Below are 13,493 nucleotides of genomic sequence, written 5' to 3'. Positions count from 1 at the left end.
GGCGTACGCGTACATCTGCTCGTACGTCGTGCTCGTACGCCTGTCTGCTCATGCACTCGTACGGGTGGATGTGTACGAGCACGCCACCTTACGCGTTCGGGTTGCGCGGGTTCCTCACCGCTCCGTGTGCTCGTCGGCCACGGACAGCGCCGCGTCCAGGGCCGCCAGGCCCTCCTTCAGCTCGGCCTCGGTCACGGTGCAGGGCGGGACGACGTGCGTCCGGTTCATGTTGATGAAGGGCCACAGGCCGTGGGCCTTGGCGGCGGCGCCGAAGGCCGCCATCGGCGCGTTCGCCTCGCCGGCCGCGTTGTAGGGCACCAGCGGTTCGCGGGTCTCGCGGTTCTTCACCAGCTCCAGCGCCCAGAACATGCCGACACCGCGCACGTCGCCGACGCTCGGGTGCCGCTCGGCCAGTTCGCGCAGGCCCGGTTCCACGACCTCGGCCCCGAGCCGCTTCGCGTTCTCCACGATGCCCTCCTCGGCCATCACGCCGATCGTCGCGACGGCCGCCGCGCAGGCCAGCGGATGCCCGGAGTACGTCAGACCGCCGGGGTAGGGCCGCTTGCCGAACGTCTGTGCGATCTCGCCGGAGATCGCCACACCGCCCAGCGGCACGTACCCCGAGTTCACGCCCTTGGCGAAGGTCATCAGGTCCGGCACGACGCCCGACAGGTCCGCCGCGAACCACTCACCGGTCCGCCCGAAGCCGGCCATCACCTCGTCGAGGACGAACACGATCCCGTACTTGTCGCACAGCTCCCGCACCCCGGCGAGGTAGCCGGGCGGCGGCACCATGATCCCGGCCGTGCCCGGGATGGTCTCCAGGATGACCGCGGCGACGGTCGAGGGCCCCTCGAAGGCGATCGTCGTCTCCAGGTGCTCCAGGGCCCGTGCGCACTCCTGCTCCTGCGTCTCGGCGTAGAAGCGGGAGCGGTAGAGGAAGGGCGCCCAGAAGTGCACGACCCCGGCCGCGCCCTCGTCGGAGGCCCAGCGGCGCGGGTCACCGGTGATGTTCACGGCCTGCTGGGTGCCGCCGTGGTACGACCGGTACGCCGACAGCACCTTCGGCCGCCCGGTGTGCAGCCGCGCCATCCGCACCGCGTGCTCGACCGCGTCGGCGCCGCCGTTGGTGAAGAAGATCTTGTCCAGGTCGCCGGGGGTCCGCTCGGCGATCAGCCGCGCCGCCTCCGAGCGGGCCTCGACGGCGAAGGCGGGAGCGAAGGTGGCCATGGTCGCGGCCTGCTCCTGGATCGCGGCGACGACCTTGGGGTGCTGGTAGCCGATGTTGGTGAAGACGAGCCCGCTGGCGAAGTCGAGGTAGCGCCTGCCGTCGTAGTCCCAGAAGTACGACCCTTCGGCACCGGCCACCGCCGGCGGGTCGATCAGGTCCTGCGCGGACCAGGAGTGGAACACGTGCGCGCGGTCGGCGGCCTTCACGGCGGCACCGGCCTCGGGGTCCGGCTGCGGGGTCCGGCGGGCGGGGGAGGGCTGAGGGGTCATACGGCGAGCGTAGAGGGGCGCGCGGTGGAGCCGGTATCGGCGCCCTGTCTGCGGGAGCGGGGAATTGACGACAGGTTGTCGACGCCATGGCGCGGGCGGCGGGCGCCGGTGGACCGCGGCCGTCGCGCCGGCGGCTGTTACGGAACCGTAGACAGCCGCCCGCTGTCCGCCCCGGGCCGCCGCACTATCCTCGGGCTGACGTGCAGGGGGCAGCGGGGGACTTCGGGGAGGCGGTTGGGCCATGGACAGGCTCGGGCCCGGCGATCCGCGGGAGATCGGCGCGTACCGGCTGCTGGCGCGGCTCGGTGCCGGCGGCATGGGGCAGGTGTACCTGGCCCGCTCGGACCGGGGACGTACGGCCGCCGTGAAGGTGGTGCGGCAGGATCTGGCGCAGCGGGAGGAGTTCCGGGCCCGCTTCCGCCAGGAGGTACGGGCCGCGCGCCGGGTCGGCGGGACCTGGACCGCACCCGTGCTGGACGCGGACACCGAGGCCGCCGTGCCGTGGGTCGCCACCGGGTACGTCGCCGGGCCCAGCCTCCAGCGGATCGTCGGCCACGACCACGGCCCGCTGCCCGAGCGGTCGGTGCGCGTCCTCGCCGCCGGTCTCGCCGCCGCGCTCAGGGACATCCACGCGGCCGGCCTCGTGCACCGCGACCTCAAGCCGTCCAACGTGCTCGTCACCATCGACGGGCCGCGCGTCATCGACTTCGGTATCGCACGGGCCCTGGAGACCGTCATGGACGGCGGGCTCACCCGGACCGGGGCACTGGTCGGCTCGCCCGGTTTCATGGCGCCCGAGCAGGTGCGCGGCGACCGGCTCACGCCCGCGTGCGACGTCTTCTGCCTCGGTTCCGTGCTCGCCTACGCGGCGACCGGCACGCTCCCCTTCGGCACCGCCGACAGCGGGGGGCACGCGCTGATGTTCCGCATCGCCCAGGAGGAACCCGACCTGGAGGCGCTGCCGGAGGGCATCGTCGACCTGGTCCGCGCCTGCCTGCGGAAGGACCCGGCGGCCCGGCCCTCGCCGGAGCAGATCATCCGGAGCACCGGTGCCGGGGACACGGTGGGCGACGGGCGGTTCCGCGACCCGTGGCTGCCGAGCGCCCTGGTGGCCCAGCTCGGACGGCACGCGGTGCGGCTGCTGGACGCGGAGCACCCCGAGGGTCCGGGGGGCGCGGCGGAGACGGCGCCCGGGGCGGCGCGGGACGACGTCACCGTGCCCGCCGCCGCTGCGTCCCGGGGGCCCTCCCCGCAGCGGCCGAAGGGGCCCGGGCAGCCGGAGCAGTCCGAGCAGCCGGAGGGCCGGGAGCATCCCGCGCACGCCGGGAACCGGCCGGGCCGGGCGGACCCGGAACCCGCCCCGGAGGCAGGGCCCGCAACGGTCCCCGTGTCCGGCGCCGCCGCATCCGCCCTGCCGCCGCCCCGGCAGCCCGGCGACCGGGACCGGACAGCGGCGGACCGGCCGCCGACCGTGGTCGCCGGCCGGACACCCCCGCAGGGGGCCGCCCCCGCACGCCCTGCGCCCGAGCGGCCGACGCCCGCACACCCGGGACACGGAACCGGGCAGCACGGTCAGGCCGACGGCGGCCCGGTGCCCGCAGTGCCCGTCGCAGGGGCCCATCACCCGCCCGGCGCCCTCGGCGCGACCCCGCCGTACGGGCACTCGCCGTACGGCCCGGGGTACGGGCACCCGCCGTCCCCTCACACGCCCTACGACCCCGCGTCCCACGGGCACCCGTTCCCCGGCACCGGCCCGCTTCAGGAGCAGCGCGCGCCGCGCGGCGGCAGTACGTCCACCGCGGCGCTCCTCGCCGTCGCGCTGGTGGTCGCGCTCGGCGCGGGCGGCTCGGTCTACGCCGTGATGCGCGGCGGCCACGACGACCGCGGCGGGCCCGGCCCGTCCCCGACGCTCACCACGACCGGCCCCGGCCCGTCCCCCACGGAGTCCGGGTCCGGCTCGGCCGCCCCCTCGGACGGTGCGGTCCCGGCGGGGTACCTCGGCACCTGGAAGTCGTCCATCGACAGCGCGCTCGGCGCGCACCCCCGGCGGCTCACCATCAGGCAGGGCCGGGTCGGGGACTCCGTGTTCACCCTGGTCGCCGACGGTCCCACCGAGTCCGGCGGCACGTACCACTGCGTGTTCGAGGCCCGGCTCACCGGGCAGCCGGGCGCCGGCGGCCCGCTGGAGATCGGCCCCTCGACGGTCGCGGCCGGGCCGGGCAGTGCGTGCAAGCCGGGCGCGGCCACCCAGATCGTCCTGCTGCCGGACGGCGGCCTCCAGCGCATCAACAAGGACAGCGGCGAACGGCTGACGTACGACAAGGCGGGCGGCTGACGGACGGCACGACCACGGCCGAGGGACTGCACGACCACGGCCGACGGACGAGACGGTGGGCGGCTGACGGCTGACGGGCGAGACGGTGGGCGGCTGACGTATGGCAAGGCGGGTGGCTGACGGGCGACCGGGCCGCTCGGCCGGTGTCCGCGTACGGCACCCGTGCCGGCGAACGTCCCCTCACCGCGGTTCCGGTGGCCGCTGCCGGGGCATGTTCGGCCGCGTCCCGCCCGGCGGCAGCGGAAGGCGGCCCGGCCCGGCGCCGCCCGCCTCGGGCCGTCCGCCGCCCGGCACCGCCGACTGGAGCCCCATCGGCGCCGCCCCGACGCGGAACTCCACCATCCAGCCGGCCGTCTCGGTGCGCACCAGTTCGGTCACGTCCTCCGAGAACCGCCGCAGCACCCCCAGGCACCGCTCGGCGGCCTCGCCCGCCGTGCCCTCGGCCGGGCCCAGCACCTCCCGCACGCTCTCGCAGGCCCAGTCGAACTGCAGCATCTGCAGGCGTCGCTGCACGGCCTGGGCGGTCGCCACGTCCCGCATCCATCCCGAGGTCACCCCGAAGTACCGGTCGGCCCCGACGCACGCCACCGACAGCAGCAGCGCCAGGTACCCCCACGGCGCCGCCCCGCCGAGCACCCCGGTCAGGTCGAGCAGCGGCAGCGCCGCCCCGGCCAGCGCCCCCGCCGCGGCCCCGCACCGCAGCACCCGGGCCCCGCGCCGCTTCCACACCCGCTCCGCGAGGTACCAGGCCGCGGTCTGCAGGGCGCCGCGTTCCACCCACCGGTACAGCTCGTCCAGCCGCTGGGCGGGATCGCCCCAGTCACCGAGCGGCAGCGCCCGGCCGGTCAGGTCCCCCGGCCGCAGCCCGGCCGCACCGTCGCCCCGCCCGCCCCGAGGCGGACGCTCGGGCTGCATCTCCGGCTGACCCACCCGGCACTCCCTACTGATCACGTTCTGTGATGCTCCGCCGACCGCTTTCTGATCATTCCGATCACGGGCTGTGACGCCGGCTGACACGCCGGACCCCTTCCTACCCTCCAACGGGTGGCGGAGAGGAGGGAAGCACCGCTTTTCCGCCCGGAAGAGGGGCTTGATCAGGTATAGGGCTCACCCGGGACTCACTCGAAAGAGTGGCGGGGCGCCGCCCGCCCGGAGCACGTAGGCTCGTGCCAGCGGGGAATCGCCGGACGCGCCGGCGGACGGACCCCGCCCGGACGCCCGGAGCACCCTCCGGGGCGCCCGGACATGCCGTACGAAAGCAGGAGCTGATCGTGATTCCCGGTGGTGGCCAGCCCAACATGCAGCAGCTGCTCCAGCAGGCCCAGAAGATGCAGCAGGACCTGGCGCGGGCCCAGGAGGAACTGGCGCAGACCGAGGTCGACGGGCAGGCGGGCGGCGGCCTGGTGAAGGCCACCGTCACCGGCGCCGGCGAGCTGCGCGCCCTGAAGATCGACCCGAAGGCCGTGGACCCCGAGGACACCGAGACCCTCGCGGACCTGGTCGTCGCCGCCGTCCAGGCGGCCAACGAGAACGCCCAGACCCTCCAGCAGCAGAAGCTCGGCCCGCTCGCCCAGGGTCTCGGCGGCGGCAGCGGCATCCCCGGACTGCCTTTCTAGGCGGCCCGCGGGCAACTACGGTACGTACCTAAGCACCACTCAGGAAGGACGGCTGTCCGGTGTACGAAGGCGTGGTCCAGGACCTCATCGACGAACTGGGGCGGCTGCCCGGCGTCGGTCCCAAGAGCGCGCAGCGGATCGCCTTCCACATCCTGCAGGCGGAACCGGCCGACGTGCGGCGCCTGGCCCAGGCCCTGACGGAGGTGAAGGCGAAGGTCCGCTTCTGCGCCGTCTGCGGCAACGTGGCGCAGGAGGAGCTGTGCGGCATCTGCCGCGACAGCCGCCGCGACCCCGCCGTCATCTGCGTCGTCGAGGAGCCCAAGGACGTCGTCGCGATCGAGCGGACGCGGGAGTTCCGCGGCCGTTACCACGTCCTCGGCGGGGCGATCAGCCCGATCGAGGGCGTGGGCCCCGACGACCTGCGCATCCGGGAACTGCTGGCCCGCCTCGCGGACGGCACGGTCACGGAACTCATCCTGGCCACGGACCCGAACCTGGAGGGCGAGGCGACGGCGACGTACCTCGCCCGCATGATCAAGCCCATGGGCCTGAAGGTCACCCGCCTGGCCAGCGGCCTCCCGGTGGGCGGCGACCTGGAATACGCGGACGAGGTCACCCTCGGCCGCGCCTTCGAGGGGAGACGACTCCTAGATGTCTGACGCCACGCTGCACGCGACCAGCCAGAACCCCGACGACTTCGCGGTCCAGATCGCCGACCAGATCGAGAGCTTCCTGGTCGCCGTCACCGAGGTCGCCAAGGGCGACGAACCGGACTCCGCGGTGCCCTTCCTCCTCCTGGAGGTGTCCCAGCTCCTGCTGGCCGGCGGCCGGCTCGGCGCGCACGAGGACATCGTCCCCGACGAGCGCTACGAGCCCGACCCGGGCCCCGAGCAGGACGTGGACATCCTCCGCGAGAACCTGGCCCGCCTGCTGGAGCCCATCGACGTCTACTCCGAGGTCTTCGACCCCTACGAGCCGCGCCGCGCCCCGGTCCCCGCCCGGATCTCCGACGACCTCGCCGACGTCGTCACGGACCTGCGCCACGGCATGGCCCACTACCGGGCGGGCCGCACCACGGAAGCGCTGTGGTGGTGGCAGTTCTCCTACTTCTCCAACTGGGGAGGCACCGCGTCGGCGGCCCTGCGCGCCCTGCAGTCGCTGGTCGCCCACGTCCGCCTCAACCAGCCGCTGGAAGAACTCGACGGCCTCGACACCGACCAGGGCATGGGCGACGAGACCCTGGAGTTCGAGGCGGGCCAGGTCATGGCGGAGGAGATCGGCGGACCGCTGGGGCTCGGCCGCGCCCAGTGACGCCCGCCGCGCGGCGGCCGGCGAGGACCCGCCCGGCGGCTTGCGCCCCGCCGCCCGGGAGACGGGCGCGGCTGTGACGCCGCCCACGTTTCGCGTGCGGGTCCGCGCCCTGGGCATGAGCCGTCCTGGTAAGCGGGCGCCGGGGGTCTCAGCATGCGGTATCGCAGAGGGGAAATTCGGACGCTCGATAGACTGAGTCGACCGCACTGCACAGGCGCAGGTGCGACAGACACGGACTGAGCGAGGAGCGCACGTGGGCCTTGTCGTGCAGAAGTACGGAGGCTCCTCCGTAGCCGATGCCGAGGGCATCAAGCGCGTCGCCAAGCGGATCGTGGAAGCCAAGAAGAACGGCAACCAGGTGGTTGTCGTGGTCTCCGCGATGGGCGACACGACGGACGAGCTGATCGATCTCGCCGAGCAGGTATCCCCGATGCCTGCCGGCCGGGAGTTCGACATGCTGCTGACCGCCGGGGAGCGGATCTCCATGGCGCTGCTGGCCATGGCGATCAAGAACCTGGGCCACGAGGCCCAGTCCTTCACGGGCAGCCAGGCAGGTGTCATCACCGACTCGGTCCACAACAAAGCCCGGATCATCGATGTCACCCCGGGCCGCATCCGGACCGCGCTGGACGAGGGCAACATCGCCATCGTGGCCGGTTTCCAGGGTGTGAGCCAGGACAAGAAGGACATCACCACGCTGGGGCGCGGCGGGTCCGACACCACGGCCGTGGCGCTGGCCGCCGCCCTCGACGCCGAGGTCTGTGAGATCTACACCGACGTGGACGGCGTGTTCACCGCCGACCCGCGCGTGGTGAAGAAGGCCCGGAAGATCGAGTGGATCTCGTTCGAGGACATGCTCGAACTGGCCGCCTCCGGGTCCAAGGTGCTGCTCCACCGCTGTGTGGAGTACGCCCGCCGGTACAACATCCCGATCCACGTCCGTTCCTCCTTCAGCGGGCTGCAGGGCACGTGGGTCAGCAGCGAGCCGATTCGGCAGCCGAGTGAGCAAGGGGAACAGCAGGTGGAGCAGGCCATCATCTCCGGTGTCGCGCACGACACCTCCGAGGCCAAGATCACGGTCGTCGGCGTCCCGGACAAGCCCGGCGAGGCCGCCTCCATCTTCCGTACGATCGCCGATGCCGAGATCAACATCGACATGGTCGTGCAGAACGTGTCCGCCGCCTCCACCGGCCTGACGGACATCTCCTTCACGCTGCCCAAGGCCGAGGGCCGCAAGGCCATCGACGCGCTGGAGAAGAACCGTCCCGGCATCGGCTTCGACTCGCTGCGCTACGACGACCAGATCGGCAAGATCTCCCTGGTCGGCGCGGGGATGAAGACCAACCCGGGCGTCACGGCCGACTTCTTCACCGCGCTGTCCGACGCGGGCGTGAACATCGAGCTGATCTCGACGTCCGAGATCCGTATCTCGGTGGTCACCCGCAAGGACGACGTGGCGGAGGCCGTACGCGCGGTGCACACCGCCTTCGGGCTCGACTCCGACAGCGACGAGGCCGTCGTCTACGGCGGCACCGGTCGATGACCGTCCACCGCCGGGACCCCCGGCACGGAGGCGTACGACGATGACCGACCGACCGACGCTCGCGGTCGTGGGAGCGACCGGGGCCGTCGGCACGGTCCTGCTCCGGATCCTGTCCCAGCGCGCGGACGTCTGGGGCGAGATCCGCCTCATCGCCTCCCCGCGCTCGGCCGGCCGCAAGCTGACCGCGCGCGGCGAGGAGGTCGAGGTCCTCCCGCTCACCGAGGACGCCTTCGACGGGGTGGACATCGCCCTGTTCGACGTCCCCGGCGAGGTCGCCGCCCGGTGGGTGCCGGCGGCCGCCGCCCGCGGCGCGGTCGTCGTGGACAACTCCGGTGCCTTCCGCGCCGACCCCGAGGTGCCGCTCGTCGTTCCCGAGGTCAACGCGCACGCCGTACGGCGCCGCCCGCGCTCCGTCGTCGCCAGCCCCGACTGCACCACGCTGACCATGATCGTGGCCCTGGGCGCGCTGCACGCCGAGTTCGGGCTGCGCGAGCTGGTCGTCTCCTCGTACCAGGCGGTGAGCCAGGCCGGGCAGGAGGGCGTGCGGACGCTGCGCCGCCAGTTGTCCCTGGTCGCCGGCACGGAGCTGGGGACCGGGCCCGGCGACGTACGGCGGGCCGTCGGGGACGACACCGGACCCTTCCCGGAGCCGGTCGCGCTGAACGTGGTGCCGTGGACCGGGGAGCTGTGCGACGACGGCTGGTCCTCCCAGGAGATGACGCTGCGGGACGAGTCCCGCAGGATCCTCGGCCTGCCGCAGCTGCCGGTCGCCGTCACCTGCGTACGCGTCCCGGTGATCACCACCCACTCCCTCACCGTGCACGCCCGCTTCGAGGGCGAGGTCACCGTCGACAGGGCCCGCGAGATCATCGCCACCGCTCCCGGGGTGGTCCTCTGCGACGACCCGGCCGCGGGCGAGTTCCCCACGCCCGCCGACGTGGTCGGCACCGACCCCACCTGGGTCGGCCGGGTGCGGCGCGCGCTCGACGACCCCACGGCGCTCGAACTCTTCGTCTGCGGCGACAACCAGCGCAAGGGCGCCGCGCTCAACATGGCGCAGATCGCCGAACTGGTGGCCGCCGAGACGGAGGTGGCCGCTCCGGCCGGGAAGTGAACTCCGGGCGACATCCGGTCCTCACCCGGAGAAAAGTCCTGGCCAGAGGCGGCCTCCTTTGTAGGATCTGTGTAAGAGGTGTGGACCACACAGTGATCCGCGCCACTTGATCCGTGCTGCCTCGGCGTCCGAAGATCTTCCCTCCCGCCCTGCGCAACCGCGCGCAGGGCGGCAGGCGTCTTTGCGGGCGCCTGCCGGGGGCGTGGGGACGCCGAGGGGCGTGGGGACGCCCCGGTCGCTTCGCGGGATGCCGCGACAAAGGGAAGAGCGGGACGCATGAGGGCATGTGGGGCACCGGCTGTTGTGCTGCCTGACGCGGGAACGTCGTCGGACGCGCCGGCGGGCCCGCCCGGCGCGAAAGTGACGTCCGGCGCGTACAACCCCCGAGGGGGCAGGCGTGTCCAACTGGCGTGGCAGAGGTTCTCGACTTCAGTGCGGCGACCCGCGGCGCCGCTCTGCGGCCGCCCCGCGCGGCGCTCCGACCGCGTGGACCCGGGCTCCCCGGCGGGTCCGGGCCGTCCGGTGTGCCCGGCCCGGCCGGTGGCATGCCGGTGATCGCCCCCATGCCCGCCGCGCGGCCCGCCCGCATACCGAACCAGCGTGAAGCCGCCGACGACACCGTCGCGGCCGGCACCACCGTCGATCTCCTCACCGAGACCTACCGCGCGCACTACCGCTCCCTGCTGGGCCTGGCGGCGCTCCTCCTCGACGACACGGCCTCCTGCGAGGACGTCGTCCAGGAGGCGTTCATCCGCGTCCACTCCGCGCGCAAACGCGTCCGCGACCCGCAGAAGACGCTCGCCTACCTGCGTCAGACGGTCGTCAACCTCTCCCGTTCGGCGCTGCGCCGCCGCATCCTCGGCCTGAAGCTGCTGTCCAAGCCGATGCCGGACATGGCCAGCGCGGAGGAGGGCGCCTACGACCAGTTGGAGCGCGACTCGCTGATCAAGGCGATGAAGGGCCTGCAGCGCCGGCAGCGCGAGGTGCTGGTGCTGCGCTACTTCGCGGACATGACCGAGGCGCAGGTCGCCGAGACCCTCGGGATATCCCTCGGGTCGGTGAAGGCGTACGGCTCGCGCGGCATCGCCGCGCTCCGGATCGCCATGGAGGCACGGGCATGACCGCCGCAGGCGCACATGAGTGTCATGGAGGCGCAGGCATGATCGCCATGGAGGCGCGGGCATGAGGGAGAACGCCGAAGGGCGCGACTCGCACGAGCGCCACGAGCCCTACGCGTGGCACGAGCCGACGCGGCCGGAGCAGCACCACCACACGCCGACGCACGCTGGGAACGGAACCGTGAACGACAGCCCTGAGCCAAAGGGCCCGGACCCCGAGGGCGAAGCGCCCGCACAGAGCCCCGAGAAGACTTCCGCCGAGAGCCCCGCGCCCCCGGCACCGCCCGCCGCAGAGCCGCCCGTCGAAGCTCCCGCGGCCACCCCCGGCACGGCACGGGCCTCCGCCCCGCCCCCAGCCTCCGACACGGCAGGCGCCTCCGGCACGGCAGGGACCTCGGACATGGCACGGGCCTCCGAGACGGCCCGGGCGGCAGCCCCGGCGGCGAACCCGCGAACGCCTTCGGTGCGCAACCCCGCAGCGCTTTCCGGCACGGCTTCGGTGACGAACCCCCCAGCGGCCCCCGGTACGGCTTCCGCGGCGGACCCGGCAGGAGACGGCGAAGGCCCCGGCGGACTCGGCCCGGACGAACTGGCGCTGCGCCGGCTGCTGCACCGGGCGGTCGCGGACGTCGAACCGAGCGAGGGCACGCTGGAGCACCTGCGGCGCGCGGTTCCCGCGCGGCGGGCCCGCAAACGGCAGGCCGCGGTCGGCATGGCCGCCGCCGCCCTGTTCCTGGGCACCGCCGTCCCGGCCCTCGTCCACGTGTCCCACGCCACCGGCTCCGACGCCGACCCGGCCATCGCGGGCCAGGCCTCACAGGCGCAGGGCGGCACCGGACAGGGCAAGGCCGCGGGCGGCGCGTCGAGCACCGCCGGCGGATCGCCGGACCGCCCCGCCGGCAAGGAGACGGGCGGCACGAAGGACGGCGCGAAGGACAGCAGGGCCCCCGCCCCCGGCACCGCGCCGACCGGCGCCACGCAGACCCCTTCCGCCTCGGCCCGTTCCGCCCCGGTGTGCACGGCGGGCCAGCTGGGTTCCGCCACCGCCACCGTCAGCGCCCCCGACGCGGCGGGCGCCGTGTACGGCACCTTCCACGTCACCAACGTCTCGCCCGGCAGTTGCACCGTCGGCGGCCCGGGCACCGTCACCACCCTCACCCAGGGCGTGGCCGACGCCTCCCGCGTCAGCGTGGTGCAGCACACGGCGGGCGACGCGGCCGCCGGGCTGCCCGACCCGTCCACGGAATCTGCCGCGCTGGTGCTGTCCCCCGGGTCGGGGTACGAGGTGAAGTTCGCCTGGGTGCCCTCCGACGCCTGTCCCACCAGCGGCGGCGGCAGCGGCACCGGGGGCACCGGCGGCACCGAGACCGGCAACCCCACGCCCGGCCCGTCCCCGAGCCAGGAGGCGACCGCGGCGGGCGGCCCGGCCACGAACAGCGACTCGGGAACCGGCACCGGGACGACCACCCAGCTGGTCACGGAGGACGGCGGCAGGGCGGACGGCAGCGTCGTGGTCTCGCACACCCCGGAAGCCGGTTCACCGGCCGTCTCGGCCACGGTCCCGGACGCCTGCGCGGGCACGGTCTACCGCACCGGACTGCTGGCGACGGCCCCTTAGCTTGGTGTTTAACGATGGTGACCTCGGTGTTCGTTGAGCGATTCGGCGCGTTTGACGGTCTTGCCGACGTCGTGGTGTCTGGCTTGCTGTTAGAGCTGCGAACAAAAGTGGGCCCCGGCGGCCGGCGCCCGGCACGCGCCCTCGCCGCGTTGCCGAAAGGCCCTGGTAGCTCCGCTACAAGGACCTTCCGGCGCCTTGCGATCGCACGCACCGGACACCGCCCGCTGATCGGAACCCACTTTTGTTCGCAGCTCTTAGTCCGGCGGGAGCGGTACGGACGGGGTCAGACCGCGGCGGTGTGCTCCTCCTGGGGCCCGCCGGGGCCCCGCGCTCCCGCCGGCTCCCCGTCCCCGGGCACCAGCCCGAGCGCGGCGTCCCGTGCGGCCTCCACCTCGCGCCGGACCAGCCGGAACCACATGAAGACCACGAACCCCGCGAAGACGAACCACTCACCGGTGTACCCGAGGTTCTGGAACGCCTTCAGGTCCAGCCCGCTGCCGTCCGGGGCCTTCGCGGGCACCGCCTTCATCCCGGAGTCGGCCCTGTCGAGCGTCACCCACGCGTCGTACACGTCGTACGGCACCAGGTTGACCAGCGAGGCCGCGCTGATCGCCGCGGTCTGCCCGGACGGCAGGCCGCCCCGCGTGCCGACCCCGGTGCCCCCGGGTGACTCGGAAGCCTGGAGCGCACCGGTGACCGTGACCTCGCCGGCGGGCGGCGCCGGTGCCTTCGCCGTGTCCGCGTCGCCCGGCAGCCAGCCGCGGACGACGGGCAGCGCCTTGCCGGAGCCGGTGCGCAGCAGCGTCAGGACGTAGTACCCCTGCCGGCCGTCCAGTTCACGGTCCGGGACCAGCAGCTGCTTGCCGTACCGGCCGGTCGCGGTGGCCGGCATGCCGGAGGTCCGCTTGTCGACGGGGAGCAGCTCCGCCAGCGGGCGCGGCGCCTCGGTGCGGGCGGCGGCGGACTGCCTGGTCAGGTTCCGGTGGTCGTCCACGCGCGCGTCGAACCGGCTCAGCTGCCACGACCCCATGAAGACGCAGAACGGGATGGCGAGCAGCACGAAGACGTTGATGCCCCACCAGCGGGGCGTCAGAAGAAACCGGTACACGGCTCAACGGTACGGTGCCCGCCGGGCGGGGCAGGCCGCGGGGTCTGAGTTTTCCACAGGGCGTGGGGGTGTCGGGCGGGGCCGCTCCTTATGTTTTCCACAGGCTGGGGAAGGGGGCGGCGCGTTGTCGGCCGGGCCAGGCACTATGGGGCCATGACTGAGAGCAACGGGTCCGCGGAGCAGACCGGCGTGCCGGAGACATCGGGGGCGTCGGGGACATCGGGGGCGTC

11 protein-coding genes are annotated in these 13,493 nt (G+C 73.8%); 8 read left to right on the top strand and 3 right to left on the bottom strand.

Features of this window, described 5'->3' with window-relative positions:
* Window positions 1–114: 114 nt before the first annotated feature.
* Entirely contained in the window at window positions 115–1,500 is a 1,386-nt protein-coding gene (locus AC6I72_RS14810; RefSeq protein WP_498001250.1) for an aspartate aminotransferase family protein, read from the bottom strand.
* Window positions 1,501–1,741: 241 nt separating this feature from the next.
* Between AC6I72_RS14810 and AC6I72_RS14805 the strand changes: the two genes are divergently transcribed.
* Window positions 1,742–3,835: a serine/threonine-protein kinase gene (locus tag AC6I72_RS14805; RefSeq protein WP_498001248.1), complete on the top strand. Its 2,094-nt coding sequence runs from the start codon at window positions 1,742–1,744 to the stop codon at window positions 3,833–3,835.
* A gap of 180 nt (window positions 3,836–4,015) precedes the next feature.
* On the opposite strand, the gene AC6I72_RS14800 is transcribed toward AC6I72_RS14805, so the two are convergent.
* Window positions 4,016–4,765: an SLATT domain-containing protein gene (locus AC6I72_RS14800; protein WP_498001246.1), complete on the bottom strand. Its 750-nt coding sequence runs from the start codon at window positions 4,763–4,765 to the stop codon at window positions 4,016–4,018.
* A gap of 341 nt (window positions 4,766–5,106) precedes the next feature.
* Here AC6I72_RS14800 and AC6I72_RS14795 point away from each other — a divergent pair, with 341 nt between their 5' ends.
* The 7 genes from AC6I72_RS14795 to AC6I72_RS14765 all read left to right on the top strand — a co-directional run bounded on the left by AC6I72_RS14795 (window position 5,107) and on the right by AC6I72_RS14765 (window position 12,155).
* Complete coding sequence (locus AC6I72_RS14795) at window positions 5,107–5,451, top strand: YbaB/EbfC family nucleoid-associated protein (protein ID WP_037850717.1); 345 nt, start codon at window positions 5,107–5,109, stop codon at window positions 5,449–5,451.
* A gap of 59 nt (window positions 5,452–5,510) precedes the next feature.
* Window positions 5,511–6,110 (top strand): recombination mediator RecR, encoded by a 600-nt coding sequence (gene recR / locus AC6I72_RS14790; RefSeq protein WP_037850715.1) that lies wholly within the window; start codon window positions 5,511–5,513, stop codon window positions 6,108–6,110.
* Window positions 6,103–6,762, top strand: coding sequence for a DUF5063 domain-containing protein (locus AC6I72_RS14785; protein ID WP_498001244.1), 660 nt, complete (start codon window positions 6,103–6,105; stop codon window positions 6,760–6,762). Before recR ends, AC6I72_RS14785 begins: the two co-directional genes overlap by 8 nt.
* A gap of 253 nt (window positions 6,763–7,015) precedes the next feature.
* On the top strand, window positions 7,016–8,305 hold the full coding sequence (locus AC6I72_RS14780) for an aspartate kinase (RefSeq protein WP_037850708.1): 1,290 nt from the start codon (window positions 7,016–7,018) through the stop codon (window positions 8,303–8,305).
* A 40-nt stretch (window positions 8,306–8,345) separates the two neighbouring features.
* Complete coding sequence (locus tag AC6I72_RS14775) at window positions 8,346–9,419, top strand: aspartate-semialdehyde dehydrogenase (RefSeq protein WP_498001243.1); 1,074 nt, start codon at window positions 8,346–8,348, stop codon at window positions 9,417–9,419.
* 545 nt (window positions 9,420–9,964) lie between these two features.
* Window positions 9,965–10,540 (top strand): SigE family RNA polymerase sigma factor, encoded by a 576-nt coding sequence (locus AC6I72_RS14770; RefSeq protein WP_498001242.1) that lies wholly within the window; start codon window positions 9,965–9,967, stop codon window positions 10,538–10,540.
* Window positions 10,541–11,036: 496 nt separating this feature from the next.
* Window positions 11,037–12,155 carry a hypothetical protein gene (locus AC6I72_RS14765; protein ID WP_498001241.1) on the top strand — a complete coding sequence of 373 codons (1,119 nt, stop codon included), beginning with the start codon at window positions 11,037–11,039 and terminating at the stop codon, window positions 12,153–12,155.
* Between the two features lie 283 nt (window positions 12,156–12,438).
* Here AC6I72_RS14765 and AC6I72_RS14760 read toward each other — a convergent pair whose 3' ends face one another.
* On the bottom strand, window positions 12,439–13,263 hold the full coding sequence (locus tag AC6I72_RS14760; RefSeq protein ID WP_498001240.1) for an SURF1 family protein: 825 nt from the start codon (window positions 13,261–13,263) through the stop codon (window positions 12,439–12,441).
* Between the last annotated feature and the right edge of the window lie 230 nt (window positions 13,264–13,493).

This window comes from Streptomyces sp. Xyl84, from assembly GCF_059731885.1.
Note: the sequence above shows the minus strand (reverse complement) of the source record. Positions and strands in the feature narration are given on the sequence as shown.